25 protein-coding genes are annotated in these 24,452 nt (G+C 71.4%); 18 read left to right on the forward strand and 7 right to left on the reverse strand.

Going from position 1 to position 24,452, the window contains the following annotated elements:
- Positions 1–121 precede the first annotated feature (121 nt).
- The gene (locus ACF068_RS21295) at positions 122–694 is read left to right on the forward strand and encodes a hypothetical protein (protein WP_392275839.1); all 573 of its coding nucleotides are present in this window, start codon (positions 122–124) and stop codon (positions 692–694) included.
- A gap of 4 nt (positions 695–698) precedes the next feature.
- Here the strand turns inward: ACF068_RS21295 and ACF068_RS21300 are convergent, their stop codons facing one another.
- Positions 699–1,010 carry a ferredoxin gene (locus ACF068_RS21300; protein ID WP_392275840.1) on the reverse strand — a complete coding sequence of 104 codons (312 nt, stop codon included), beginning with the start codon at positions 1,008–1,010 and terminating at the stop codon, positions 699–701.
- A gap of 232 nt (positions 1,011–1,242) precedes the next feature.
- Between ACF068_RS21300 and arc the strand changes: the two genes are divergently transcribed.
- The 5 genes from arc to prcA all read left to right on the forward strand — a co-directional run bounded on the left by arc (position 1,243) and on the right by prcA (position 6,965).
- A complete protein-coding gene (gene arc / locus ACF068_RS21305; RefSeq protein WP_392275841.1) occupies positions 1,243–3,009 on the forward strand; it encodes a proteasome ATPase in 1,767 nt (588 codons plus the stop codon).
- Positions 3,010–3,277: 268 nt separating this feature from the next.
- A complete protein-coding gene (gene dop / locus ACF068_RS21310) occupies positions 3,278–4,789 on the forward strand; it encodes a depupylase/deamidase Dop (RefSeq protein ID WP_392275842.1) in 1,512 nt (503 codons plus the stop codon).
- 166 nt (positions 4,790–4,955) lie between these two features.
- Positions 4,956–5,174: a ubiquitin-like protein Pup gene (locus ACF068_RS21315; RefSeq protein WP_016325855.1), complete on the forward strand. Its 219-nt coding sequence runs from the start codon at positions 4,956–4,958 to the stop codon at positions 5,172–5,174.
- A gap of 149 nt (positions 5,175–5,323) precedes the next feature.
- Positions 5,324–6,169, forward strand: coding sequence for a proteasome subunit beta (gene prcB / locus ACF068_RS21320; protein WP_392275843.1), 846 nt, complete (start codon positions 5,324–5,326; stop codon positions 6,167–6,169).
- A 34-nt stretch (positions 6,170–6,203) separates the two neighbouring features.
- On the forward strand, positions 6,204–6,965 hold the full coding sequence (prcA, locus tag ACF068_RS21325) for a proteasome subunit alpha (protein WP_064069118.1): 762 nt from the start codon (positions 6,204–6,206) through the stop codon (positions 6,963–6,965).
- A 104-nt stretch (positions 6,966–7,069) separates the two neighbouring features.
- Here prcA and ACF068_RS21330 read toward each other — a convergent pair whose 3' ends face one another.
- Complete coding sequence (locus ACF068_RS21330; RefSeq protein WP_392276055.1) at positions 7,070–8,116, reverse strand: LacI family DNA-binding transcriptional regulator; 1,047 nt, start codon at positions 8,114–8,116, stop codon at positions 7,070–7,072.
- A 343-nt stretch (positions 8,117–8,459) separates the two neighbouring features.
- Between ACF068_RS21330 and ACF068_RS21335 the strand changes: the two genes are divergently transcribed.
- The 10 genes from ACF068_RS21335 (at position 8,460) to tatC (ending at position 16,887) form a co-directional block, all read left to right on the forward strand.
- Positions 8,460–9,740, forward strand: coding sequence for an MFS transporter (locus ACF068_RS21335; protein WP_392275844.1), 1,281 nt, complete (start codon positions 8,460–8,462; stop codon positions 9,738–9,740).
- A gap of 9 nt (positions 9,741–9,749) precedes the next feature.
- On the forward strand, positions 9,750–11,111 hold the full coding sequence (pafA, locus tag ACF068_RS21340) for a Pup--protein ligase (protein WP_064069120.1): 1,362 nt from the start codon (positions 9,750–9,752) through the stop codon (positions 11,109–11,111).
- A 242-nt stretch (positions 11,112–11,353) separates the two neighbouring features.
- Entirely contained in the window at positions 11,354–12,337 is a 984-nt protein-coding gene (locus ACF068_RS21345) for an FKBP-type peptidyl-prolyl cis-trans isomerase (protein ID WP_392275845.1), read from the forward strand.
- Between the two features lie 46 nt (positions 12,338–12,383).
- Positions 12,384–12,755, forward strand: coding sequence for an FKBP-type peptidyl-prolyl cis-trans isomerase (locus ACF068_RS21350; RefSeq protein WP_392275846.1), 372 nt, complete (start codon positions 12,384–12,386; stop codon positions 12,753–12,755).
- 170 nt (positions 12,756–12,925) lie between these two features.
- Entirely contained in the window at positions 12,926–13,882 is a 957-nt protein-coding gene (locus tag ACF068_RS21355; RefSeq protein ID WP_392275847.1) for a helix-turn-helix transcriptional regulator, read from the forward strand.
- A 16-nt stretch (positions 13,883–13,898) separates the two neighbouring features.
- A complete protein-coding gene (locus ACF068_RS21360; RefSeq protein WP_392275848.1) occupies positions 13,899–14,855 on the forward strand; it encodes a helix-turn-helix transcriptional regulator in 957 nt (318 codons plus the stop codon).
- A gap of 71 nt (positions 14,856–14,926) precedes the next feature.
- Entirely contained in the window at positions 14,927–15,175 is a 249-nt protein-coding gene (locus ACF068_RS21365) for a hypothetical protein (RefSeq protein WP_392275849.1), read from the forward strand.
- A gap of 20 nt (positions 15,176–15,195) precedes the next feature.
- Complete coding sequence (locus tag ACF068_RS21370) at positions 15,196–15,393, forward strand: hypothetical protein (RefSeq protein ID WP_392275850.1); 198 nt, start codon at positions 15,196–15,198, stop codon at positions 15,391–15,393.
- A gap of 212 nt (positions 15,394–15,605) precedes the next feature.
- Positions 15,606–15,881 (forward strand): Sec-independent protein translocase subunit TatA, encoded by a 276-nt coding sequence (gene tatA / locus ACF068_RS21375; RefSeq protein ID WP_392275851.1) that lies wholly within the window; start codon positions 15,606–15,608, stop codon positions 15,879–15,881.
- Positions 15,882–15,930: 49 nt separating this feature from the next.
- On the forward strand, positions 15,931–16,887 hold the full coding sequence (tatC, locus tag ACF068_RS21380; protein ID WP_392275852.1) for a twin-arginine translocase subunit TatC: 957 nt from the start codon (positions 15,931–15,933) through the stop codon (positions 16,885–16,887).
- A gap of 62 nt (positions 16,888–16,949) precedes the next feature.
- Here tatC and ACF068_RS21385 read toward each other — a convergent pair whose 3' ends face one another.
- On the reverse strand, positions 16,950–17,108 hold the full coding sequence (locus ACF068_RS21385; RefSeq protein ID WP_392275853.1) for a hypothetical protein: 159 nt from the start codon (positions 17,106–17,108) through the stop codon (positions 16,950–16,952).
- Positions 17,109–17,659: 551 nt separating this feature from the next.
- Here ACF068_RS21385 and ACF068_RS21390 point away from each other — a divergent pair.
- Positions 17,660–20,479: a DEAD/DEAH box helicase gene (locus tag ACF068_RS21390; protein ID WP_392275854.1), complete on the forward strand. Its 2,820-nt coding sequence runs from the start codon at positions 17,660–17,662 to the stop codon at positions 20,477–20,479.
- A gap of 62 nt (positions 20,480–20,541) precedes the next feature.
- Here the strand turns inward: ACF068_RS21390 and ACF068_RS21395 are convergent, their stop codons facing one another.
- The 3 genes from ACF068_RS21395 to ACF068_RS21405 are packed head-to-tail and all read right to left on the reverse strand — an operon-like array spanning position 20,542 to position 22,392.
- Positions 20,542–20,955 carry an ADP-ribosylglycohydrolase family protein gene (locus ACF068_RS21395; RefSeq protein WP_392275855.1) on the reverse strand — a complete coding sequence of 138 codons (414 nt, stop codon included), beginning with the start codon at positions 20,953–20,955 and terminating at the stop codon, positions 20,542–20,544.
- Between the two features lie 4 nt (positions 20,956–20,959).
- Positions 20,960–21,412: an ABA4-like family protein gene (locus ACF068_RS21400; RefSeq protein ID WP_392275856.1), complete on the reverse strand. Its 453-nt coding sequence runs from the start codon at positions 21,410–21,412 to the stop codon at positions 20,960–20,962.
- A complete protein-coding gene (locus ACF068_RS21405; RefSeq protein ID WP_392275857.1) occupies positions 21,409–22,392 on the reverse strand; it encodes a hypothetical protein in 984 nt (327 codons plus the stop codon). Before ACF068_RS21405 ends, ACF068_RS21400 begins: the two co-directional genes overlap by 4 nt.
- A 139-nt stretch (positions 22,393–22,531) precedes the next feature.
- On the opposite strand from ACF068_RS21405, the gene ACF068_RS21410 reads away from it, so the two are divergent.
- Positions 22,532–23,242 carry a MerR family transcriptional regulator gene (locus ACF068_RS21410; RefSeq protein WP_392275858.1) on the forward strand — a complete coding sequence of 237 codons (711 nt, stop codon included), beginning with the start codon at positions 22,532–22,534 and terminating at the stop codon, positions 23,240–23,242.
- A 351-nt stretch (positions 23,243–23,593) separates the two neighbouring features.
- Here ACF068_RS21410 and ACF068_RS21415 read toward each other — a convergent pair whose 3' ends face one another.
- Complete coding sequence (locus tag ACF068_RS21415; protein WP_392275859.1) at positions 23,594–24,439, reverse strand: siderophore-interacting protein; 846 nt, start codon at positions 24,437–24,439, stop codon at positions 23,594–23,596.
- Positions 24,440–24,452: the final 13 nt, after the last annotated feature.

Raw genomic sequence — 24,452 nt, forward strand, 5'->3', positions numbered from 1 at the left:
TGGGGGAACTCGACGGCGGCGCCTTTACGTTCGCGTTACCGACCCCCTGGTTACGGGCCCCGTGTGACGTGTGGCACGATGCTGGCCACCCCCACCGCACAGCCCACAGGAGACGCTCCGCGTGCCGACCTCCGCCGTCCCGGACCTCGCACACACCCACGCCCGCCCGGTGCACTGGCTCGCCACCGCCGCGGCGATGGCCGCGGTGGTCGCCGGCGCCGGGATGCTCCAGCCCGGGGCCGCGACGGCCTCCCAGACGGGCGTGATCCGGACAGCGGCGGCCCCGGCGCCCGCGCCGGCCCCGGACCCGGCCTCGGTGGCGTACCCGCTCGACTGCGCGGGGGCGCCCAGCGTGGTGGCCGAGCGGGCCACGGGCGACATCGACGGCGACGGGCGGCCGGAGACGGTCGTGGCGGCGCACTGCCGCGCGGGCTCCGGCACCCCGCCCAGCGGGGTGTACGTCCTGGTCGGCGGTGCCGCGGGACCCCGGGTGGTGGCCACGCTGGTGGCCCCGGCCGAGCGCCGCAGCGTCGAGCGGCTCGCCGTACGTGACGGGGTGGTCACCGCGACCGTGCTGGGCTATTCCTCACCGGACGTGCCGAGCTGCTGCCCGGACCGGCGCGAGACGGTCAAGTGGCGCTGGCAGGGGGACGAGTTCGTCCGCTCCTCCGCGGCCGAAGCCGGGAGTGCGTGAGCGGTCACTCCGCGTCAGGCCCGTAGACCTCGACCCGGTCGGCGACGCGGCGTACGTGGATGCAGTCGCCCGGGCACTCCTTGGCGGAGTCGACGACGTCCTGGAGCAGGGGCAGCGGCACGGGTGTGGTGGCGCCGGGGGCCTGGAGCAGTTCGTCGTCGGGACTCTTCACGTAGGCCAGGCCGTCGATGTCCAGCTCGAAGACCTCGGGAGCGTACTGCGCGCAGATCCCGTCGCCGGTGCAGAGGTCCTGGTCGATCCAGACCTCCAGGTCCTCGCCCGCGCCCGTGGTCGGGGCCTCGTGCTGCACGGTCATGTTCCTGCCTCTGCTGTGGTAAGTCGGGCCAACCCTGACGGGTGTTGACCACTCCGACCATACAACCGCCCGCTTTCAGATGTTGATGGGTGGGTATCCCCCTGATGCGAGGGAGAGCGCAAGGGTGAAGATCGGACACACCCCGAGAGTCTTTGTGATCTAGGGGTTTCAATCACCACCCACCCAGGTAGGGTCAGGAAGCGTCCAGCTCCCCTTGGAGGAGGTGAGGACCGTGGCAGCCCACGACGACGACATCAACCGCGGCATCCGGCCGGGGCGGGGGTCTGAAGACCCTGCCGGCCAGGTTGCCTATCTCGAGCAGGAAATCGCCGTCCTGCGACGTAAGCTCGCCGACTCTCCGCGTCACACGAGGATTCTCGAAGAGCGGATCGTCGAGCTGCAGACCAACCTGGCCGGCGTGTCCGCGCAGAACGAGCGACTCGCCAATACGCTCCGTGAGGCCCGCGACCAGATCGTGGCCCTCAAGGAGGAGGTCGACAGGCTCGCGCAGCCTCCGGCCGGCTTCGGTGTCTTCCTGCAGGCGAACGAGGACGGCACCTGCGACATCTTCACCGGGGGCCGCAAGCTCCGGGTGAACGTCAGCCCCAGCGTCGAGCTCGACGAGCTCCGGCGCGGCCAGGAACTCATGCTCAACGAAGCGCTCAACGTGGTCGAGGCCATGGAGTTCGAGCGCGCCGGGGACATCGTCACCCTCAAGGAGATCCTCGAGGACGGCGAGCGCGCCCTGGTGATCGGGCACACCGACGAGGAACGGGTGGTGAGGCTCGCCGAGCCGCTGCTGGACATCACCATCCGGCCCGGCGACGCCCTGCTGCTGGAGCCCAGGTCCGGCTACGTCTACGAGGTGATCCCGAAGAGCGAGGTCGAGGAACTCGTCCTCGAAGAGGTCCCGGACGTCGACTACACCAAGATCGGCGGTCTGGGGAACCAGATCGAGCTGATCCGCGACGCGGTCGAGCTCCCGTACCTCTACCCCGACCTCTTCCAGGAGCACGAGCTGCGGCCGCCGAAGGGCATCCTTCTGTACGGCCCGCCCGGCTGCGGCAAGACGCTGATCGCGAAGGCCGTCGCCAACTCCCTTGCCAAGAAGGTCGCCGAGGTGACCGGGCAGCCCGCGGGGAAGAGCTACTTCCTCAACATCAAGGGCCCCGAGCTCCTCAACAAGTACGTCGGCGAGACCGAGCGGCACATCCGCCTGGTCTTCCAGCGTGCTCGTGAGAAGGCCAGCGAGGGCACCCCGGTGATCGTCTTCTTCGACGAGATGGAGTCCCTGTTCCGCACCCGTGGCTCCGGTGTCAGCTCGGACGTGGAGAACACCATCGTCCCGCAGCTGCTCGCCGAGATCGACGGCGTGGAGGGCCTGGAGAACGTCATCGTCATCGGCGCCTCCAACCGCGAAGACATGATCGACCCCGCCATCCTGCGGCCGGGCCGGCTCGATGTGAAGATCAAGATCGAGCGTCCGGACGCGGAGGCCGCCAAGGACATCTTCGCCAAGTACCTGACACCTTCGCTGCCGCTGCACGCGGACGACCTGACCGAGCACAATGGGTCCAAGGAAGCCGCGGCCCAGGCGATGATCCAGTCGGTCGTGGAGCAGATGTACGCGGAGTCCGAGGAGAACCGGTTCCTCGAGGTCACGTACGCCAACGGTGACAAGGAAGTCCTGTACTTCAAGGACTTCAATTCCGGAGCGATGATCCAGAACATCGTCGACCGGGCGAAGAAGATGGCCATCAAGGCCTTCCTCGACCACAACCAGAAGGGCCTCCGGGTCTCCCACCTCCTCCAGGCTTGCGTGGACGAGTTCAAGGAGAACGAGGACCTGCCCAACACCACCAACCCGGACGACTGGGCCCGGATCTCCGGAAAGAAGGGCGAGCGGATCGTGTTCATCCGCACGCTCGTCACCGGAAAGCAGGGCGCCGACACCGGTCGCTCCATCGACACGGTGGCGAACACCGGTCAGTACCTGTAGATCGCATTCCGGCTGCGGGTGCCCGGGAGTCCCCCGCGAAAAGCGGGGGAGGGCATCCGCGGCCGGCTGCTTTCACCGGTCCTGGCCACCATTCCGACCACACCGCAGCAATGACGCAATTGATCTCCCCACCAGCGCAGAGGCGTTCTAGGCTCTTCCGTACCGCCGAGTCGCGCAGTGCGGGGACGGGCACCGCACACGCATCGGAGAAGCAGCGGTACTTGAGCGCCGTTCCCGGACGGGGACGCCGCCGGGCAAGGAGGGCCGCATGACTGTACGGCGAGTAATGGGCATCGAGACGGAGTACGGGATCTCCGTCCCCGGCCACCCGAACGCCAATGCCATGCTCACCTCGTCCCAGATCGTCAACGCCTACGCGGCGGCGATGCACCGGGCGCGACGCGCCCGCTGGGACTTCGAGGAGGAGAACCCGCTGCGGGACGCCCGCGGCTTCGACCTCGCCCGCGAGGCCGCCGACTCCAGTCAGCTCACGGACGAGGACATCGGCCTGGCCAATGTGATCCTCACCAATGGCGCGCGGCTCTACGTGGACCACGCCCACCCCGAGTACAGCGCCCCCGAGGTCACCAATCCGCGCGACGCCGTCCTGTGGGACAAGGCCGGCGAGCGGATCATGGCGGAGGCCGCGGAGCGGGCCGCCCAGCTCCCGGGCGCCCAGCCGATCCACCTCTACAAGAACAACACCGACAACAAGGGCGCCTCCTACGGCACGCACGAGAACTACCTGATGAAGCGGGAGACCCCCTTCTCGGACATCGTGCGCCACCTGACGCCCTTCTTCGTCTCCCGGCAGGTCGTCACGGGCGCCGGCCGGGTCGGCATCGGCCAGGACGGCCACGAGCACGGCTTCCAGATCAGTCAGCGTGCCGACTACTTCGAGGTCGAGGTCGGACTGGAGACCACCCTCAAACGGCCGATCATCAACACCCGGGACGAGCCGCACGCCGACGCCGAGAAGTACCGCCGCCTCCATGTGATCATCGGCGACGCGAACCTCTCCGAGATCTCGACCTACCTCAAGCTCGGCACGACGGCCCTGGTGCTCTCGATGATCGAGGACGGCTTCATCACGGTGGACCTCGCGGTCGACCAGCCGGTGCGCACCCTGCACCAGGTCTCCCACGACCCCTCGCTCCAGTACCTGATCACGCTGCGCAGCGGCCGGACACTCACCGCGGTGCAATTGCAGATGGAGTACTTCGAGCTGGCCCGCAAGTACGTGGAGGAGCGGTTCGGGGCCGACGCCGACGAGCAGACCATGGACGTGCTGGCCCGGTGGGAGGACACCCTGGGCCGGCTGGAGAACGATCCCATGAGCCTGGCGGGCGAGCTGGACTGGGTGGCCAAGCGGGAGCTCATGGAGGGATACCGCCGCCGGGACGGCGTCGACTGGGACGCGGCGCGGCTGCACCTGGTCGACCTCCAGTACGCCGACGTGCGCCCCGAGAAGGGCCTGTACAACCGTCTGGCGGCCCGCGGGAGGATGAAGCGGCTGCTGACCGAGGACGAGGTCACGCGGGCGCAGTCGAAGCCTCCTGAGGACACCAGGGCCTACTTCCGGGGCAGGTGCCTGGAGCAGTACGCGGACGACGTGGCCGCCGCCTCCTGGGACTCGGTGATCTTCGATCTGCCCGGCCGCGACTCCCTCCAGCGGGTTCCCACCCTGGAACCGTTGCGCGGTACACGTAACCACGTGAAGGAGCTCCTGGACCGCTGCCGCACGGCCGAGGACCTGGTCCGCGTGCTGTCCGGGCACTGAGCCCCGGCCGAGTACTCGTGCGAAAAGAGCTTGGCCGGGGGATCTCCGGGAATCATGGGGATACTCCCTGGACGTTGGAGAAAGTGCAGGGCCGATGTCAGACCGTCCTTGTAGGGTCTGATCTTGAGACACCGAACCAAGCGGGCAAACGAGCGGGGTGAGGGATATGGCGACCAAGGACACCGGCGGCGGGCAGCAGAAGGCCACGCGTTCCACCGAGGAGGTCGAGGAGCAGGCGCAGGACGCGCAGGCTTCGGAGGACCTCAAGGAGCGCCAGGAGAAGCTGTCCGACGACGTCGACTCCGTACTCGACGAGATCGACGACGTCCTCGAGGAGAACGCCGAGGACTTCGTGCGGTCCTTCGTGCAAAAGGGCGGACAGTAGAGCTCGTTGTCCCTCCCGGTGCCGTCGGTGAAAGCCGAGGGCACCGGGACGGATGACCGGCGACGGCACGGGTAAGGTCCGTGCACAGCACGCATGATCGGCCCGACCGTCGCAGCGGCGGGCCGCCGCCTCATTTCGGAAGGAAACGCGTGGAAGCCAACCCTCGTAGCATCGGGCGTCTGCCGGCAGCCTTCCTGACGCCCGGCTCCTCCTCCTTCATGGACTTCCTGGCCGACCACTCGCCCGAGCTGCTGCCCGGCAAGCGGACCCTGCCGCCCCTCCAGGGTGCCATCGAGGCACCGCACGGCACGACCATCGTCGCCACCACCTTCCCCGGCGGCGTGGTGCTCGCCGGTGACCGGCGCGCCACGATGGGCAACATGATCGCCCAGCGGGACATCGAGAAGGTGTTCCCGGCCGACGAGTACTCGGCGGTGGGCATCGCCGGTACCGCCGGACTCGCCGTGGAGATGGTCAAGCTCTTCCAGCTTGAGCTGGAGCACTTCGAGAAGGTCGAGGGCGCCCAGCTCTCCCTGGAGGGCAAGGCGAACCGCCTCTCCACGATGATCCGCAGCAACCTGGGCATGGCCATGCAGGGCCTGGCCGTCGTCCCCCTCTTCGCCGGCTGGGACGTCGAGCGGGAGAAGGGCCGGATCTTCAGCTACGACGTGACGGGCGGCCGGTCCGAGGAGCACGGCTTCGCGGCCACCGGCTCCGGCTCCATCTTCGCCCGTGGCGCCATGAAGAAGCTCTACCGCGACGACCTGACGGAGCAGCAGGCCATCACCCTGGTCGTGCAGGCGCTCTACGACGCGGCGGACGACGACTCGGCGACCGGCGGCCCGGACGTGGCCCGGCGGATCTACCCGATCGTCACCGTCATCACCGACGAGGGCTTCCGGCGGCTCACCGAGGCCGAGTCCTCCGAGACCGCCCGCGCGATCCTGGAGCGCCGCCTCGAACAGCCCGACGGCCCGCGCGCCGCGCTGCTCTGATGTTTGCCCATCTGAAGAAAGGGACGGATAGCCGGTGACGACGCCGTTCTATGTCTCGCCCGCACAGGCCATGCAGGACCGGGCGGAGTACGCCCGCAAGGGCATCGCCCGTGGACGCAGCCTGGTTGTGCTGCAGTACGCCGACGGCATCGTCTTCGTCGGTGAGAACCCGTCCCGTGCGCTGCACAAGTTCAGCGAGATCTACGACCGCATCGGTTTCGCCGCGGCCGGCAAGTACAACGAGTACGAGAACCTCCGGATCGGCGGCGTGCGGTACGCGGACCTGCGCGGCTACACCTACGACCGCGACGACGTGACGGCCCGCGGGCTCGCCAACGTCTACGCCCAGACGCTCGGCACCATCTTCTCCAGCGCGGGCGAGAAGCCCTACGAGGTGGAGCTGGTCGTGGCGGAGGTGGGCACCTCCCCGGAGGGCGACCAGATCTACCGTCTGCCGCACGACGGGTCGATCGTGGACGAGCACGGCTCGGTCGCGGTCGGCGGCAACGCCGAGCAGATCAGCAGCTTCCTCGACCAGCGGCACCGCGACGGCATGTCGCTCGCCGAGGCGCTGAAGCTCGCCGTGCAGGCGCTGTCCCGGGACACCAACGGCAGCGAGCGGGAGATCCCCGCGGAGCGGCTGGAGGTGGCGATCCTGGACCGCACGCGCCCGCAGCAGCGCAAGTTCAAGCGGATCGTCGGCCGCCAGCTCTCCCGCCTCCTGGAGGCGGACGCCTCGGCCTCCACCCCGACGGACGCGCCCTCGGACGAGGAGCCGGAGGAGTCGGAGGACTGATCCGGGCCCGGACACGAGTGCCCCGGACCGCACCCGCGGTCCGGGGCACCGGCATGCCGGGGGCCGTCGCGGGGCCGTGCCCGGGCCGTGGCCGGGATTCTGTGTCAGGGGGCCGGGGGCGGCCCCGAGGAGCCCCGGACCATGAGGGTGACCGGCAGGTCGCCGGACTCCGGCGGACGGCCCGCCAGGACGTCCAGCAGGGCCGTCATCCCGCGCTCGCCGATCCGCTCGGCCGGCAGCCGGACCGTGGTCAGCTCCGGTTCCACCGCCGTGGCGAGGGCCAGGTCGTCGAAGCCGGTGACCGACACGTCCTCCGGGACGCGCAGCCCGAGCCGCCGTACCGCCTTGCAGGCGCCCGCCGCCACGATGTCGTCGTCACAGACCAGGGCCGTCGGGCGCGGCCCCGGCGCGGTCAGCGCGCGCTCGGCGGCCTCCCGGGCGCCGCCCACGTCCAGTGGCGCCGGAACGGTCCGTACCGTGACGCCGGGGACGCCGCCCAGGCAGGCGGTCATGGCCCGGCCGCGGACGTCGAACGTCCAGGACGGCACCGCCGACGACAGGTGCGCGAAACGGCGGTGACCCAGGGTCAGCAGATGCTCCGTCACCTGGCGCACGCCGTCCGCGATGTCGAGGTTCACCCGGGCCGCCGCGCCCGGGTCCGCCGGGTCGCTGTCCAGCATCACCAGCGGCAGGTCGGTGCCCCCGATCGCCCGCAGCGCGTCGGCGGCCATCGAGGACGCGATCACGCCGTCCAGGGCCGCGCGGGCGGAGGCGAAGGGGTCGCGCGCCGGGCCGACGCCCTCGGGTGAGGGGTACAGGACGACACCGAACCCGTGCCGGGCGGCCACCGCGGCGGCGCCCGTGTAGACCCGGGCGAAGAACTCGTTGGTCAGCGCGGGCACCACCAGCAGCGCGGTCCTGGTACGGCCCAGACGGAGGTTCCGGGCCGCGAGGTTGGGCCGGTACCCGAGCTCGTCCGCCGCCTCCCGCACCAGCCGGGCGGTGCGCTCCGAGACCCGCCCGCGCCACTTGTCGCCGAGCACCAGCGACACGGTCGCCTGGGACACCCCGGCCGCCCGGGCCACGTCCCGGCTCGTCGGCCGCGCTGCGCCGGGGCGGCCCGCCGCCCCGCCGGACGGGTCGCCGGCCACGACCGTCCCGCCGGACGGGTCGCCGGCCACGACCGTCCCGCCGGACGGGTCGCCGGCCACGACCGCCCCGCCGGGCGGGCCGCCGTCCGCGGCGGGGCGCGCGGGTGCGCCGGCCCCGGAGGCGTCGGCGTCCCGCCCGCCGGGGGCACCGGCCCGCCCGGGGGCGGGCCCGGCCGCCGTCCTGGGCGCCGGGTCGGGGACCTGGGGGTCCGGGTGGTGCACGCACGCCTCCGCTTCGGGGATCCCGCCCGCGAGGTGGACCCGCGGGATGCCGTCATGGTACGTATGACGAAGGACGTTATACGTAAAACCTCGGCCTCCGGCCGGGGGAGAGGGGCAGCACATGGCCGCCGCACCGGGCGGGTACGCCGACATCCTGAAGGCACCCCATGCCGCCAGGCTGCTCATCGGCACCCTCATAGGGCGCCTCCCCAACGGCACCGGACCCATCGCGATCATGGTGTTCACCCGTGCCGAGGGCGGCAGCTACAGCCTCGCCGGCGCCCTCGCCGCGGTGTACGGCATCGGCAACGCCGTCGGCCAGCCCCTCCTCGGCCGGGCCGTCGACCTGTACGGCCAGCCCCGCGTCCAGCTCCCGGCGGCCCTGGTCTCCGCCCTGGGCATGGCCCTGCTGGTGCTGGCCGGCACGGATCCGCTCCCGCTCACCTACGCGGCGGTCGCCGTCGCCGGTCTGTTCACCCCGCCCCTGGAGGGCGGGCTGCGGGCCCTGTGGCCGAGCGTGCTGGGCCGCGAGGAACGGGTCCACCGGGCGTACGCCATGGACGCGGTCGCCCAGGAGGTCATGTTCACCGTCGGGCCTCTGCTGGTCACCCTGCTCGTGGCGCTCTGGTCGCCCGCCGCCGCCCTGCTCGTGATCAACGCCATCGGTGTGCTCGGCGCCCTGTCCGTCGTGCTGTCCGAGCCGTCCCGTGCCTGGCGCTCCGCCCCGCGCGAGGCCCACTGGCTCGGCGCGCTGCGCTCACCCGGGCTGCTCGCCCTGCTCGGCGCGTTCTTCTTCGTCGGCCTCGCCCTCGGCTCCATCACGGTCGCCGCCTACGCGTACGCCGAGGATTACGGCAGCGAGTCCGTCTACGGCTGGCTGATGGCCGCCCTGGGCCTCGGCGCGCTGGTCGGCGGCACGGTCTACGGGGCCCGGCAGTGGGCGGGCGCCCCGGAGCGCCGCCTGCGGGCCCTGATCGGCCTTCTGGCGCTCGGCTACCTGCCGCTCACGCTGACCCCCGGCGTGGCGGCCATGACCGCCCTGGCGGCCGTCTCGGGCGTGTTCCTCGCGCCCGCCATCGCCTGCGCGTTCATCGTCGTGGACCGGCACGCGCCGCGCGGCACGGTCACCGAGGCGTTCTCCTGGCTGGTCACCACCTTCGGGGTGGGCGCCGCCGCCGGAACGGCCGTCGCCGGCCCGGTGGTCCAGCACTCCGGCACCACCGCGAGTTTCGCGGTGGCCGGCGCCGGCGGATTCGCCGCCCTGCTGGTCCTGCTGGCGACCCAGCGCGTACTGGCAGTTCCCCGCCACCAGGCCCAACACGCCGAAGATGTCGTGGCGGCATCGGAAAATGATCGAAACGGTGCCGTCGAACCCGGTTTCAGCTCAGGCCATCAGGCGTAATGTTCAGTCATGGACCGCCGCATTTTCGGGCTGGAGAACGAGTACGGCGTCACGTGCACGTTCAGGGGACAGCGCCGACTGTCTCCTGACGAAGTGGCGCGCTACCTCTTCCGCCGTGTCGTGTCATGGGGCCGCAGCAGCAATGTCTTCCTGCGGAACGGTGCCCGCCTCTACCTCGACGTGGGATCACATCCGGAATACGCCACTCCAGAATGTGACAACGTGACGGAACTGGTCACCCACGACAAGGCCGGCGAGCGCATTCTCGAAGGTCTGCTCGTCGACGCCGAACGCCGCCTGCACGAGGAGGGAATCGCGGGCGACGTCTATCTCTTCAAGAACAACACCGACTCGGCGGGAAACTCCTACGGCTGCCACGAGAACTATCTCGTCGCCCGCCACGGAGAGTTCTCGCGGCTCGCGGACATCCTCATCCCGTTCCTCGTCACCCGGCAGCTGCTGTGCGGCGCGGGGAAGGTGCTCCAGACCCCGCGCGGCGCCGTGTACTGCGTCAGCCAGCGCGCCGAGCACATCTGGGAGGGCGTCAGCTCCGCGACGACCCGCTCCCGGCCCATCATCAACACCCGCGACGAACCGCACGCGGACGCCGAGCGCTACCGCCGGCTGCACGTCATCGTCGGCGACTCGAACATGTCCGAGACGACCATGCTCCTCAAGGTCGGCGCCACCGACCTCGTGCTGCGCATGATCGAGGCCGGCACGGTGATGCGGGACCTGACCCTGGAGAACCCGATCCGGGCGATCCGCGAGGTCAGCCACGACATCACCGGCCAGCGCAAGGTGCGGCTCGCCAGCGGCCGCGAGGCCTCCGCCCTGGAGGTCCAGCGGGAGTACTACGAGAAGGCCGCCGACTTCGTCGACCGCCGTGGCATCCGCACCGGCACCGTCGCCCAGGTCCTGGAGCTGTGGGGCCGCACGCTGGACGCCATCGAGCAGGAGGACCTCGACCGGATCGGCACCGAGATCGACTGGGTCATGAAGTACAAGCTGCTGGAGCGGTACCGGGCCAAGCACAACATGACCATGTCGCACCCCAGGGTCGCCCAGATAGACCTCGCGTACCACGACATCCACCGTCGCCGCGGGCTCTACTACCTGCTGGAGAAGAAGGGACAGGCCGCCCGGATCTGCAACGACCTGAAGATCTTCGAGGGCAAGTCGGTGCCCCCGCAGACCACCCGGGCACGGCTGCGCGGCGACTTCATCCGCCGGGCGCAGGAGCAGCGCCGGGACTTCACGGTGGACTGGGTGCACCTCAAGCTCAACGACCAGGCGCAGCGCACCGTGCTGTGCAAGGACCCCTTCCGGTCGGTGGACGACCGGGTGGAGAAGCTCATCGCCGGGATGTGAGCCGGCGGCCGCCGCCGGGTCCCGCGGGGGACCCGCCGGCGGCACCGGCCCGAGGGCGCCCGCCGCCGGGCGCCCGGGGGCCGGGCGGGAGGCCGGGATCACCACCGGGAGGCGTCGTGCGGGGCTCGTACGGCGCCTCACCCACGCCGTAGAGTCACGCCGTAGAGTGACGCGACACCCTCGCGAACTCGACTGCGAAGACCTACAGATCCCGAGATCCCGACCAAGATACGAGGCATTCCGTGCGCCGTCGCTCCCTCCTCCTCGCCGTCCCCGCCGGCCTGCTCACGCTCGCGGGCTGCGGCGACGACAAGTCCGACAAGGCCAAGACCGACGAGAGCCCGTCGGCGTCCGCCCCGGAGACGTCCACGAAGATCGTGGAGGGACCGCTCCCCGCCATCACCGCGGGCACCGCGTTCGGCCAGAAGCCGACCGTCGCCAAGGGCCCGGGCAAGCCCTCGTCCGACCTGGCGGTGAAGACGCTGATCCCCGGCAAGGGGCAGACGGTGGCCAAGGGTGACTACCTCCAGTTCGACTACCTCGGCCAGATCTGGGACACGGCGAAGGTCTTCGACAACTCGTACGACCGCAAGGCGCCGCTGACCAGCGCCATCGGCGTCGGCCAGCTCATCCCCGGCTGGGACAGGGCGCTGCCGGGCAAGAAGGTCGGCAGCCGCGTCGAGCTGGCGATCCCGCCGGCCCTCGGTTACGGGTCCCAGGGCAACCCGCAGGGCGGGATCAAGGGCACCGACACCCTGGTGTTCGTGGTCGACATCCGCGGCACCTTCAACGGCAAGAGCTCGGCCAAGGGCCGCGAGGTCGCGCAGGACAACATCGACCTCCCCAAGATCGGCACCAACACCGACGGCGCCGCCCCGTCCATCGACGTGCCGAAGAAGCCCGCGCCCAAGGGCCTCGTCGCGAAGTACGTCCTGGAGGGCGACGGCCCGGTGGTCAAGCCCACGGACAAGCTGCTGCTCCAGTACAAGGGCGTCCTGTGGGAGGGCGGCAAGGAGTTCGACTCCAGCTACAAGGGCGGCCAGCTCGCCGAGTTCCCCCTGCAGAGCCTGATCAAGGGCTGGCAGCAGGGGCTGGCGGGCAAGAAGGCGGGCAGCCGCGTCATGCTCGTCGTCCCGCCGGAGCTCGGCTACGGCGACCAGGCGTCCGGGGACATCCCCGCCAACTCGACGCTGGTCTTCTCGCTCGACATCCTCGCCGTGATGTAAGACTGTCCCGGTTGCCCAGTACATTCGTTTGAGGAGCACTGTTTTCGTGAGCATCGAGAAGCCCGAGGTCGACTTCCCGGGTGGCGAGCCGCCGAAGGACCTGGAGATCAAGGACATCTGGGAGGGCGACGGCCCCGAGGCCAAGGCCGGCGACATGGTCAAGGTCCACTACGTGGGCGTGGCCTTCTCCACCGGTGAGGAGTTCGACTCCTCCTGGAACCGCGGTACGCCGCTCCAGTTCAAGCTCGGCATCGGCCAGGTCATCGCGGGCTGGGACCAGGGCGTGCAGGGCATGAAGGTCGGCGGCCGCCGCCAGCTGATCATCCCCGCGCACCTCGCGTACGGCGACCGTGGCGCCGGCAGCGCCATCGCGCCGGGCGAGACGCTGATCTTCGTCTGCGACCTCGTCGGCGTCTGATCCGCCCGCGGTCGCCGCTGAGGCACACCGCACCCGTGGCCGACCGGCCACCCAGAGGGCCCGTGCCTCCCGGTACGGGCCCTCCGCCGTGGCGCGACTTTTCCCGCGACACCCCGGGGCGGTACGTTGAGCGGGAAAAGTGAGTCCATAAGAAGAGGTGCAGGGCGTCGATGGCCATTGCCAAGGCCGAGCGGCTGATGAATCTGGCGCTGTGCCTCCTGGGGACCCGGCGCCCGCTGAGCAAGCGCGAGCTGCGCGGCTCGATCGAGGCGTACCTCGAAGCCGGCTCGGACGACTCCTTCAACCGCATGTTCGAGCGCGACAAGGATGATCTGCGCGAGCTCGGCCTGGTCATCGAGACCGTGGACAACCTCGACGGCGAGACCGGCTACCTGGCCCGCCGCGACTCCAACCGGCTCCCCCCGATCCAGCTCGACGCGGAGGAGGCGGCCGCCCTGGGCCTGGCCGCCAAGGTCTGGCAGCAGGCCCGCCTCGCCGGCGCCGCCAGCGGAGCCCTCCAGAAGCTGCGCGCCGCCGGCATGCCCGAGGCCGGGGACGCGTACGACACCCCGCACAGCGCCCTCGAACCGCGCATCCCCGTCCACGAGGCGGCCTTCGAGCCGCTGATGCTGGCCTGCCGGGACCGGCGCCCCGTCGTCTTCGAGTACCGCAAGGCCAATGCCGCCCGCCCCGAGACCCGGCAGGTCGAGCCCTGGACGCTGGAGTGCTGGCGCGGCCACTGGTACCTGGCGGGCTGGGACCGTGACCGGGGCGCCGAGCGCGTCTTCCGGCTCTCCCGCATCACCGGCAGGGTCCGCTCCCGGGCCGGGGCCTTCACCGCCCCCGTACCGGACGTGTCGACCGTCCGCGAGACCGTCGAGAGCTGGGCGGGGGAGACGGCGACCCGCTCCGCCCGGATCCGGCTGCGCACCGACTGCGGCTACCCGCTGCGCGCCCGCGCCCTGTCGGTGCGGGAGCTGGGGGGCGGCTGGGACGAGCTGGAGATCCCGTACGGGCACGGACTGGACGCCTGGCTCGTCGAGTTCGGCCCGGACGTCGTCGTACTGGAACCGGCCGATCTGCGGGCCGACGTGGTGGACCGGCTGCGCGCCGTGGCCAAGGGCTGAGGGGGAACGGACTTCGATGGCCGCGAACGCGATCGACCAGACCAGGCGGATGCTCTCGCTGGTGACGTACCTGCGTGAGCGCCCCGGCGCCCATGTCGGGGACGTCGCACGGGCGTTCGGTATCACCGAGGACGAGCTGATCTCCGACCTCGACGTGCTGCCCATGTGCGGCACCAGCTTCCGCGGTGGCGACCTGCTCGACATCGACACGGACGGCGAGCAGATCTGGTGGCACAACCCCGACGACGTCGCCGAGCCGCTGCGGCTCGCCGCCGACGAGGCGACCGCCCTGCTGGTGGCGGCCCGGGCCGTCGCCACGCTGCCCGGACTGCGGGAGGGCGACCGGGAGGCGCTGCTGCGCGCCACCGCCAAGCTGGAGGCCGCGGCGGGGGAGGCGGCGGGCGCCAGCTCCCGGCTGTCGGTGACCTTCGAGTCCGAGGGCGGGGTGTTCGCCGAGGTCGACCGGGCCATCTCGGAACGGCGCCGGCTGTGGCTGCGGTACTACTCGCCCGCGCGGGACGAGCTCACCGAGCGGGAGGTCGACCCGATCCGCCTCTTCGCCGTCGGCCACACCTACATGGAGGCCTGGTGCCGACTGTCCGAGGCGCGGCGGACCTTCCGCCTCGACCGGGTGGCCGAGATCCGGCTGCTGGACGAGCCGTCCGCGCCGCCCGAGATCGAGCTGCGCGACCTGTCCGAGGGCCTGGTCCAGCCGTCGGCCGACGACCCCGAGGTCGTGGTCGAGGTGGGGCCGGGCGGCCGCTGGGTGGCCGAGTACTACCCGCACGACAGCGCCGAGGAACTGCCCGACGGCGGGCTGCGCATCACCCTGCGCACGCCGGAACCGGCCTCGCTGCGGCGCCTCGCCCTGCGCCTGGGCGGGGAGGGCCGGATCGTCACCCCGCCGGAGCTGGCGGCGAGCGCCCGGCAGGCGGCGTGCGAGGCGCTGGCCGCGTACGGCGACCAGGAGTAGGCGGAGCCGGGGCAGTCGAGCCGATCAGGCCGATCAGACCACCGTCGAGCGAATTGAGGTAATTGTCCGTGATGCCCGGAACTATTCCGCCGCCTCCGGCCCCCGTCCTCTTCAAGGCCGCCTGCCCCGAGTGCCAGGCGCGCTGCGAACTGTCGGCCGGGTCACTGCGCCTGGCCATCGGCGCCAGCCGCCGGACCACCTTCTACTCCTTCACGTGCCCCGCGTGCGGCTCCGCCGTACGCAAGCCCGCCGGTGAGCGCATCGTCGAACTCCTCACCGGCGGCGGCGTGCGGACGCTCCGCCTCCACTCCACGGTCTGACCGTCGTCTAGGCTCTGCGCATGTTCTGGCCCATGCTCGCCATCGCCCTGGGGTTCCTCGGTATCGCCGTCCTCGGCGTCCTCGGCATCCGGGTGTTCATCGAGGCCCAGCGCCTCGGCCGTCAAGTGACGCACACCACACAGCGGATCAACCGCGCCGCCGAGGACCTGGAGCGGGCGGCCACCGATCTCGCCCGTACGGGCGAGGACTTGCGGTAGGGCCGCCACCCTCCTCGCGCCCGGGCCCGAGAGGTACGCTGCTTGTCCCGGCGGAGGTATGGAGGTACTCGCCGGGAACGCGGAGTATGCACAGGGATTGCCCGACGTTTACCCGTGCGAGTTACGATCCTTGCAGCATGGGGCTGGACAACTGTCCGGTCGCACAGGTAAGCCCCCTCCCCCCAGCCGCCTCGGTGAGAAGGAAGTCGCACATGATCGGCAATCTGAAGCCCCTCGAGATCGTTCTGATCATCGCAGTCATCCTGCTGCTCTTCGGTGCCAAGAAGCTCCCCGAGATGGCGCGTTCGCTGGGCAAGTCGGCCCGCATCCTCAAGAGCGAGGCGAAGGCCATGAAGAAGGACGACGCCGAGCCGGCTCCCACCGCCGACCCCGCGGCCCAGCAGCCCGCCCCGCGCACCATCCAGGCCGCACCCGGCGACGTGAGCAGCGCCCGCCCGGTCGCCGAGCAGAACACCACCAAGAGCTGACGCACACGCGCTGACGGCTGCCGCACTCGCACGAGACAAGGGAAGTGGGTTGCTCAAGTCTGCCCGCAAGCGGGAGAAGAACGACGAGGGGCGCATGCCCCTTGTCGATCATTTGCGTGAACTGCGGAACCGGCTGCTGAAGGCGGTCCTGGCGATTCTCGTCGTCACGATTGTGGCGGCCTTCTTCCAGAAGGACATCTTCGAGTTCCTCATGAGGCCGATCATCGACTCGGTCGGCTGTGAGGGCGGTGTCGTCGTCCAGAAGAACGGGCAGCTGTGCGCGGTCCTGAAGACGGACACGCTGATCTCGCCTTTCACCATTGCCCTCAAGGTCGCCCTCATGGCGGGCGTCCTCGCGGCGACCCCGGTGTGGCTCTACCAGCTGTGGGCGTTCGTCGCCCCGGGGCTGCACCGGCACGAGAGGCGCTACGCCTACGCGTTCGTGGCGGTCGGCGTCCCCCTCTTCGTGGCGGGTGCCTACCTGGCATACGCGATCCTGCCGCAGACAGCGGCGATCATGCTCAGCTTCACGCCGTCCGACACGCAGAATCAGATCTCACTCGACGACTATCTCGACCTGATCACCCGCATGGTGATCGTTTTCGGTCTCGCCTTCGAGCTGCCCCTGCTTCTCATCGCCCTCAACATGACGGGCGTCATCAGCGGCAAGCGCATGCTCGGCTGGTGGCGAGGGATGATCATCGGCCTCACCGCGTTCGCGGCCATCGCCACCCCTGGCGGCGAGCCGCTCTCCATGCTGCTGCTGGCGGGCCCGCTGGCCGTGCTGTACTTCCTGGCGACCGGACTCTCGCTGCTGAACGACATGCGTCGGCGGCGCGGGAACGGCGACGCCGAGCTGAGCGAGGACGAGGCTTCGGTGCTGGACCTCACGCCTGAAGCCATCGGCGCCGTCGAGTCCGTCCACGCCGCCCCGGCCTTGCCCGAGCAGGCGGACGGTGGCCGTTCGCAGCGGTTGAACGGCAGCTCATACGACGACGTCACCTGAGGTGAGCCGCAGGTAAGGGCCCACCGGTGAGTGGGCCCCGTGGCGGGGGACCTACGAGAAGATCAAATTGAAGGCGAGCCGCCCAGCTGCCAAGTCTTGTCCCCGCCTCCGTCATTGGCGACGTTGTACGTAACCACGCCGTCCGCGGTCCACCCGGCGGGGACGCTGCTGTAGTGGGACGGGGTGATCAGCAGCCGGGCCGACTCCGGGTAGTTGTTCATGTGTCCGGTGTACTGGGCGCTTGCGGACTTCACCGTGGCGTCGTTGCGCTCCAGCCTGACCTGTATGGAGAACTTGTCGAGGCCGGTGCTGATCCCGCCCCCGCCGCGGTCCAGCGAGTCTCCGCTCGAGCGGTTATCGCGTTTGCTGCCGTGCGCTGGACGCACAGCTGGACCTGCACGACCAGATTCGTGCCTATGGTGTCGATCTCCTGCCGCTGCCAGCCGCTGCACTGTGTCGCGGATGCAGCTTTCGCCGGCGCGGCCAAAGCCAGCGTGGCGCCTGACGAGACTACGGCGGCAAGCAGGGCCGTTCCCGTGCGGGACGATGTGATCTTCATTGTTCCCCTCCCGTGAGTGCGTTGCGTAGCGGAACGCACGCGGTCTGCGGTGGATCATGCCAACCGCGGGCTCACAGGAAGGTTCTCGGCGGGACGCACCGGCGAACAGCGCGGTGGTGCGAGGGGTGCGTCCGGTCCTCCGGGCGGAGACGGAGAAGGGTGCGGTTAAAGATCGGCTGACTGTCAGTGGCGGCGGGTAGGCTCGATAACAAGATGACAGAAGAACTCACACCCGCGGAAGCGTACGCGGCCGCCCGGCTCCGCGCCGCCGAGCAGGCCACCGCGCTCGCTCCTTTCCGCGCCCTGTACGACTTCGAGCTGGACCCCTTCCAGATCGAGGCGTGCCAGGCCCTCGAGGCCGGCAAGGGAGTACTCGTCGCGGCACCCACCGGCTCGGGCAAGACCATCGTCGGTGAGTTCGCCGTGCACCTCGCCCTGGAGCAGGGGCGCAAGTGCTTCTACACCACGCCCATCAAGGCCCTGTCGAACCAGAAGTACGCCGACCTGGTCAAGCGGTACGGGCCCGGGAAGGTCGGGCTGCTCACCGGTGACAACAGCGTCAACGCCGACGCGCCGGTGATCGTCATGACCACCGAGGTGCTCCGCAACATGCTGTACGCGGGGTCCCAGTCCCTCCGGGGCCTGGGGTACGTGGTGATGGACGAGGTGCACTACCTCTCCGACCGGTTCCGCGGGGCCGTCTGGGAGGAAGTGATCATCCACCTCCCCGAGTCCGTGACCCTGGTGTCGCTCTCCGCGACCGTGTCCAACGCCGAGGAGTTCGGTGACTGGCTCGACACGGTCCGTGGCGACACCGAGGTGATCGTCTCGGAGAGCCGGCCCGTGCCGCTGTGGCAGCACGTCCTGGCCGGACGCCGGATCTACGACCTCTTCGAGGAGGAGACCGACCACGGCGGCCGCGGCTCCGCCCGCCGCGAGGTCAACCCCGACCTGGTCCGCCTGGCGCGCATGGAGAACTCGCGCCCGATGGGCGGCCGGGACCGGCGGCGCGGGCGCGAGGCGGACCGCGAGCGGGAGCGGCGGCAGCGCTCGCGGATCTGGACCCCGGGACGGCCCGAGGTCATCGAGCGGCTGGACGCCGAGGGCCTGCTGCCCGCCATCACGTTCATCTTCAGCCGGGCCGGCTGCGAGGCCGCCGTACAGCAGTGCCTGTACGCGGGCCTCCGGCTCAACGACGACGAGGGACGCGCCCGCGTCCGCGAGATCGTCGAGGAGCGCACCGCCTCCATCCCCACCGAGGACCTGCACGTCCTCGGGTACTACGAATGGCTGGAGGGCCTGGAGCGGGGCATCGCCGCGCACCACGCCGGCATGCTGCCGACCTTCAAGGAGGTCGTCGAGGAGCTGTTCGTCCAGGGCCTGGTCAAGGCCGTGTTCGCCACCGAGACCCTGGCGCTCGGCATCAACATGCCCGCCCGCTCCGTGGTGTTGGAGAAGCTCGTCAAGTGGAACGGCGAGCAGCACGCCGACATCACCCCCGGCGAGTACACCCAGTTGACCGGGCGCGCCGGGCGGCGGGGCATCGACGTCGAGGGCCACGCCGTGGTCCTCTGGCAGCGCGGCATGGACCCCGGCCACCTGGCGGGACTCGCCGGCACGCGTACGTACCCGTTGCGCTCCAGCTTCAAGCCCTCGTACAACATGGCGGTCAACCTGGTCGACCAGTTCGGCCGGCACCGCTCGCGCGAGCTGCTGGAGACGTCCTTCGCCCAGTTCCAGGCGGACCGGTCGGTCGTCGGCATCTCCCGCCAGGTCCAGCGCAACGAGGAGGGCCTGGAGGGCTACCGCGAGGGCATGACCTGCCATCTCGGTGACTTCGAGGAGTACGCGCGGCTGCGCCGCGAGCTCAAGGAGCGCGAGACGGAGCTGGCCAAGCAGGGCGCCGCGCAGCGCCGGGTGGCGGCCGCGACGTCCCTGGAGCGCCTCAAGCCGGGCGACGTCATCCATGTGCCGACCGGCAAGTTCGCCGGACTGGCGCTGGTGCTGGACCCGGGCCTGCCGGCCGGCCGGGCCAACGGGCACCGCGGCTTCGAACACCAGGACGGGCCGCGCCCGCTGGTGCTCACGGCCGAGCGGCAGGTCAAGCGGCTGGCGTCGATCGACTTCCCCGTGCCGGTCGAACCGCTGGAGCGGATGCGCATCCCCAAGTCCTTCAACCCGCGCTCCCCGCAGTCGCGGCGCGACCTGGCGTCCGCGTTGCGCACCAAGGCCGGGCACATAGCGCCGGAGCGGCACCGCAAGCAGCGCTCGGCCGCCGCCGACGACCGCGAGATCGCCCGGCTGCGCACCGCCTTGCGCGCGCACCCCTGCCACGGGTGCGACGAGCGGGAGGACCACGCCCGCTGGGCCGAGCGGTACCACCGGCTCCAGCGCGACACGCGGCAACTGGAGCGGCGCATCGAGGGGCGTACGAACACCATCGCGCGGACCTTCGACCGGATCGTCGCCCTGCTCACGGAGATGGACTACCTGCGCGGCGACGAGGTGACCGAGCACGGCAAGCGGCTCGCCCGCCTCTACGGCGAACTGGACCTGCTGGCCAGCGAATGCCTGCGGGACGGCGTCTGGGAGGGGCTCAACCCGGCCGAACTGGCCGCGTGCGTCTCCGCCCTGGTCTACGAGTCCCGGCAGGCCGACGACGCGGTCGCGCCGAAGCTCCCCACGGGCAAGGCCAAGGCGGCGCTCGGCGAGATGGTCCGCATCTGGGGACGGCTGGACGCCCTGGAGGAGGACTTCCGGATCAACCAGGCCGAGGGCGTCGGCCAGCGCGAACCGGACCTCGGCTTCGCCTGGGCCGCCTACCAGTGGGCCTCCGACAAGAGCCTCGACGAGGTGCTGCGCGAGGCGGAGATGCCGGCCGGTGACTTCGTCCGCTGGTGCAAGCAGGTCATCGACGTCCTCGGACAGATCGCGGCGGCGGCGCCCGGCGAGGGCAGTACGGTCACCAAGAACGCGCGGAAGGCGGTCGACGCGCTGCTGAGGGGCGTCGTCGCCTACAGCTCGGTGGGCTGACGGGGCACGACGTCAGGGCCCGGCCGGATCCCGGCCGGGCCCTGACGCGCTCCGGGCTCAGGTCACCCCTGACGGGGGCCCGCCGCGAGGGCCCCGGCCAGCGCGGTGAGCTCCGCGACCCGCAGCACCCGGTCGCCGTGGCCCGGCAGGGGCACATGCAGGGCGGCCGTCCAGCGGTCGGGGATCGCCCCCGCCCCGTACACCGCGCCCGCCAGCGTGCCCGTGACGGCCGCGACGGTATCGGTGTCACCGCCCAGGTCGATCGCGGCGGCCAGGGCGTCCTCGGCCATCTGCGTGTCGTCCGTGGCCTCGCCCGGGTCCCAGCCGGCGCCCCCGCACATCGCGCCCCTCCCGTCCGGGAAGCGCGCCGAGTAGACGCCCGGCGGGCCGAACTCGAAGGGGGCGCCGAGCGCGTCTCCGACGGCCGAGCCCAGGACGGTACCGGCAACACGGCCGTGACGGTCGGGGGTTGGCATGGGGTCAGCGTACGGCCGGCCCGCCGGGGCGGGGCGGCGCGCTCCGGCGGGCCGCCGCCCGGACGGCCAGGAAGAGCAGCAGCCCGACAGGGGAGAGCAGGATCGTCAGGACCAGCAGCGGTCCGGTCACCAGCGGGTGCAGACCGAGGCGCCGGGCCTGGAGGAACATCCACTGGCCGATCAGCAGGTCCCACGCGATGACCTGCGCCCAGATCGCGCCCGCGCCGCCGGAGAGTGCGGTCAGGGCGCGGAACGTCTCCAGGTCCGGCTCGCGGACGGCGGTCCACAGCTCGGGGAACACCGGTACGGCGAGGCCGAGGTAGACCAGCAGGATCGGGACGACGGTCCAGGGCGAGGCGGCGATCCGGGCCGTCCGGGACCAGTTGGGCGCCAGGATCATCAGCAGCCAGACCGGGGCGGCCAGGAAGAAGGACAGCTCGAAGAGGAGGACGGTCATGCCGCGTGCTCCGGGTGTGCCGAGGGGGCGGGAGCGGGTGACGGGGTGGTGCCGGCGGCCGGGGCGGGCGTGGAGCGGCGCAGCGCCACCCAGGTCGCCGCCGCGGTGAGGGCGAGGATCAGGGCCGCCGCGATGAGCGTCGCACCGTCGGGGTGGACCAGCGGCTGACCGCGCAGCGCCTGCCAGGTGAGCAGGGCCAGCACCGCCGCGTACGCCGCCGACGCGACCAGTACCAGGCGGGTCCGGACCCGTTCGTCGTGGAGCCGGCGGAAACGCGGGGCCAGGGTGACGAGGACGAGGACCAGCAGCGGGAGCAGTTGCAGGGCGTGCATGCCCACGAAGTGCGGGATCCGCAGGTCGCCGCCGGTGGTCGACCAGCCGGTGAGCGGCATGCCGGGGCGGCCGTCCGGGACTCCGACGCTGTGCGCGCCGACGGTCGTGGAGTCCGGCTTCTGCTCGGGCGTCGGCTGCGTCATCAGGAAGCCGAGCCCCGTGCCGGCCAGGGCGAGCGCCGTGCCCAGACGGATGGCCCAGGTGGAGGCCCGATCCACGAGCCGGGTGCGGAAGAGGAGCACGGCGAGGGTGAGCGTGGCGGTCCACAGGATCACGATGGTCACCGCCATGATCTCGTACAGCCCGGCGTCGAAAGCGGTCCCGACGTTGAAGTGGCTGCGCCTGCCCCGGATCACCTGGCCGGTGATCACGGCCATCTCCACGGCGCCCGCCGCCGCGACGACGGTCCCCGCCCACCAGCCGGCCCGCCGGAAGCGGGGGAGCAGCGACAGCATCCAGGCCAGGGACAAGCAGTAGGCGGTGAGGGAGAGGGTGAACTTGAGCGGCTTCGCCCAGATCGGCGCGCCCACCAGGACGCGGTCGTCGACGGCGAGACCGGCCGCGGAGACGACGGCGAGCACCATCATCGCGCCGGAGAAGAGCGTCAGCGGCCGGTGGAGACCGGCGAGTCGACGGAAGACGGACATGCTTCTGGATCCCCCTGTGTGACGGCCACGGCCGGGACATGTATGGATAGCGGCACTGTCTGCTATCTGATAGTGAGACTATCTATGATGGAGGTTGCGTTGGCAAGGGTGAGCCGGAAACGAAGAGGGTGAACGCCGCGTGCGTATCGGTGAGTTGAGCCGCAGGACCGGGGTCGCGGTGCCGACGATCAAGTACTACGTACGGGAGGGACTCCTCCCGGCGGGCCGGCTGACCAGCCCGAACCAGGCCAGCTACGACACGCTCCACGAGCGCAGACTGCGGCTGATCCGGGCTCTGCTGGACGTGGGCGGCCTGTCGGTGGCCGCCATCCGGGAGGTGCTCGACGCGGTCGACGACGACGGCCGGCCGGTGCACGAGATGCTCGGTGAGGCCGCCGACCGCCTCACGCCCCGGCACGCGGGCGAGGCCGACGAGGACATGGAGGCGGCGCGCGCCACGGCGGCGGAGTTCATCACGCGCCGGGGCTGGCACGTGTACACCGATGGCCCCCACGCCGAGTCGCTCGCGGGGGCCATCGCCGCGCTCCGGCGCCTGGGGCACGGGTCGTTCGTGGAGCTGCTGGACGCCTACGCGGACGCCGCCGAGAAGGTGGCCGCCGCCGACCTGGCGTGGGTGGCCCGCAACGTCAAGCGCGAGGAGGTCGTCGAATGCGCGGTCATCGGCACGGTGCTGGGCGACGCGGTCCTCTCGTCCTTGCGCCGCCTGGCCCATGTGGACGCCTCGGCCCGCGCGTACGGGGACGGGGACGGGGACCGGGTCCTCGGCGTGGCCGACGCCGCCGGCCACGCCGGTGACGGGGTGGCGCCGGGGGCGCGGGCGGGGGAGTGACCGGCCCGGGTCGCACCGCGCCCGGGCCGCCGCGAGGTTGCCCGCGCCCGGTGCCGACGGGCCGGGGCGGCCGCGCCGGGCTGCCGGACGCGGTGTCGGGCGGGGCGGTTGGGCGCGGTGCCGGCGGGCGGTCGTGTGAGGCCGAGGGGCGCCCGCGCGCGGTGCCGGCGGACGGGCGGTCGGGTGGGACCGCGGGGCGCCCTCGGGAGGTGCCGGCGGCCGCGGCGGCCGCGTGGGGCCGCGGGCGCTCGCGTGAGGCTGCCGGGGCGGTGCCGGGCGCCCGGCGCGGTCGGTGTCACGCGGCGAGCGCCCGCGGGAGCCTGATCCGGTAAGGGGCCGGGGCCCGGGGGGTCAGGCGGCGGGGGATTCCTGTTCGCGCTCCACCTGGGCGTTCCAGTCGCGCTTGACCGCGCGCCAGGCCTCGTCCGTCTGGCCCAGGCGCCAGTAGCCGGAGATGGACAGGCGCTCGCGCGGCACCTGGCGCTCCAGGCGGAGGTGGCGGCGCAGCTCCTTGACGAAGCCGGCCTCGCCGTGGACGAAGGCGTGCACGTCGCCGGGCGGGAAGTCCAGCGCCCGGACCGCCGCGAGGAGCGCGTCGCCGACCGGGGCCGCGCCGCGGTGGATCCAGCGCAGCTCCACGCCGGACGGCACCGCGATCTTCTGCTCCTCGTCGGGGGACTCGACCTCGACGAGGGCGTGGCCCACCGCGTCCTCCGGCAGCCGCTCCAGCGAGGCGGCGATGGCGGGCAGCGCGCTCTCGTCGCCCACCAGCAGGTGCCAGTCCGCCGCGGGGTCCGGCGCGTACCCGCCGCCCGGCCCGAGGAAGCGCACGGTCTCGCCCACCCGGGCGCGCGCCGCCCACGGGCCGGCCAGGCCCTCGTCGCCGTGCACGACGAAGTCCAGGGTCAGCTCCCGCTGGGCCGGGTCCCACGCCCGGACCGTGTACGTCCGGGTGGTGGGCCACTGCTCACGCGGGAACTCCTCGCGGATCCGCGCCATGTCGAACGGCTCCGGGTACGTCACGCCGGGCGCCGGGAAGAGCAGCTTGACGTAATGGTCCGTGAACTCGTCCGCCGGGAAGTCGTCCAGCCCGTCACCGCCCAGCACGATGCGCACCATGTGCGGCGTGATCCGCTCGGTGTGCACGACGCGCGCCTCTCGCGCCTGGGGTGCCTTGCGAGCCGGCTGTTCCGCCACAGTGGTCTCCCGG

The sequence above is a fragment of the Streptomyces sp. NPDC016309 genome, from assembly GCF_043077235.1.
GTDB lineage: Bacteria > Actinomycetota > Actinomycetes > Streptomycetales > Streptomycetaceae > Streptomyces.

Coding starts and splice junctions, on each gene's coding strand:
- ACF068_RS21300 (WP_392275840.1), bottom strand. CDS start 1,010: ATGACCGTGCAGCACGAGGCCCCGACCACGGGCGCGGGCGAGGACCTG.
- dop (WP_392275842.1), top strand. CDS start 3,278: ATGACTGTACGGCGAGTAATGGGCATCGAGACGGAGTACGGGATCTCC.
- ACF068_RS21315 (WP_016325855.1), top strand. CDS start 4,956: ATGGCGACCAAGGACACCGGCGGCGGGCAGCAGAAGGCCACGCGTTCC.
- ACF068_RS21335 (WP_392275844.1), top strand. CDS start 8,460: ATGGCCGCCGCACCGGGCGGGTACGCCGACATCCTGAAGGCACCCCAT.
- pafA (WP_064069120.1), top strand. CDS start 9,750: ATGGACCGCCGCATTTTCGGGCTGGAGAACGAGTACGGCGTCACGTGC.
- ACF068_RS21355 (WP_392275847.1), top strand. CDS start 12,926: ATGGCCATTGCCAAGGCCGAGCGGCTGATGAATCTGGCGCTGTGCCTC.
- ACF068_RS21360 (WP_392275848.1), top strand. CDS start 13,899: ATGGCCGCGAACGCGATCGACCAGACCAGGCGGATGCTCTCGCTGGTG.
- ACF068_RS21365 (WP_392275849.1), top strand. CDS start 14,927: ATGCCCGGAACTATTCCGCCGCCTCCGGCCCCCGTCCTCTTCAAGGCC.
- ACF068_RS21370 (WP_392275850.1), top strand. CDS start 15,196: ATGTTCTGGCCCATGCTCGCCATCGCCCTGGGGTTCCTCGGTATCGCC.
- tatA (WP_392275851.1), top strand. CDS start 15,606: ATGATCGGCAATCTGAAGCCCCTCGAGATCGTTCTGATCATCGCAGTC.
- ACF068_RS21385 (WP_392275853.1), bottom strand. CDS start 17,108: ATGAACAACTACCCGGAGTCGGCCCGGCTGCTGATCACCCCGTCCCAC.
- ACF068_RS21390 (WP_392275854.1), top strand. CDS start 17,660: ATGACAGAAGAACTCACACCCGCGGAAGCGTACGCGGCCGCCCGGCTC.
- ACF068_RS21395 (WP_392275855.1), bottom strand. CDS start 20,955: ATGCCAACCCCCGACCGTCACGGCCGTGTTGCCGGTACCGTCCTGGGC.
- ACF068_RS21400 (WP_392275856.1), bottom strand. CDS start 21,412: ATGACCGTCCTCCTCTTCGAGCTGTCCTTCTTCCTGGCCGCCCCGGTC.
- ACF068_RS21405 (WP_392275857.1), bottom strand. CDS start 22,392: ATGTCCGTCTTCCGTCGACTCGCCGGTCTCCACCGGCCGCTGACGCTC.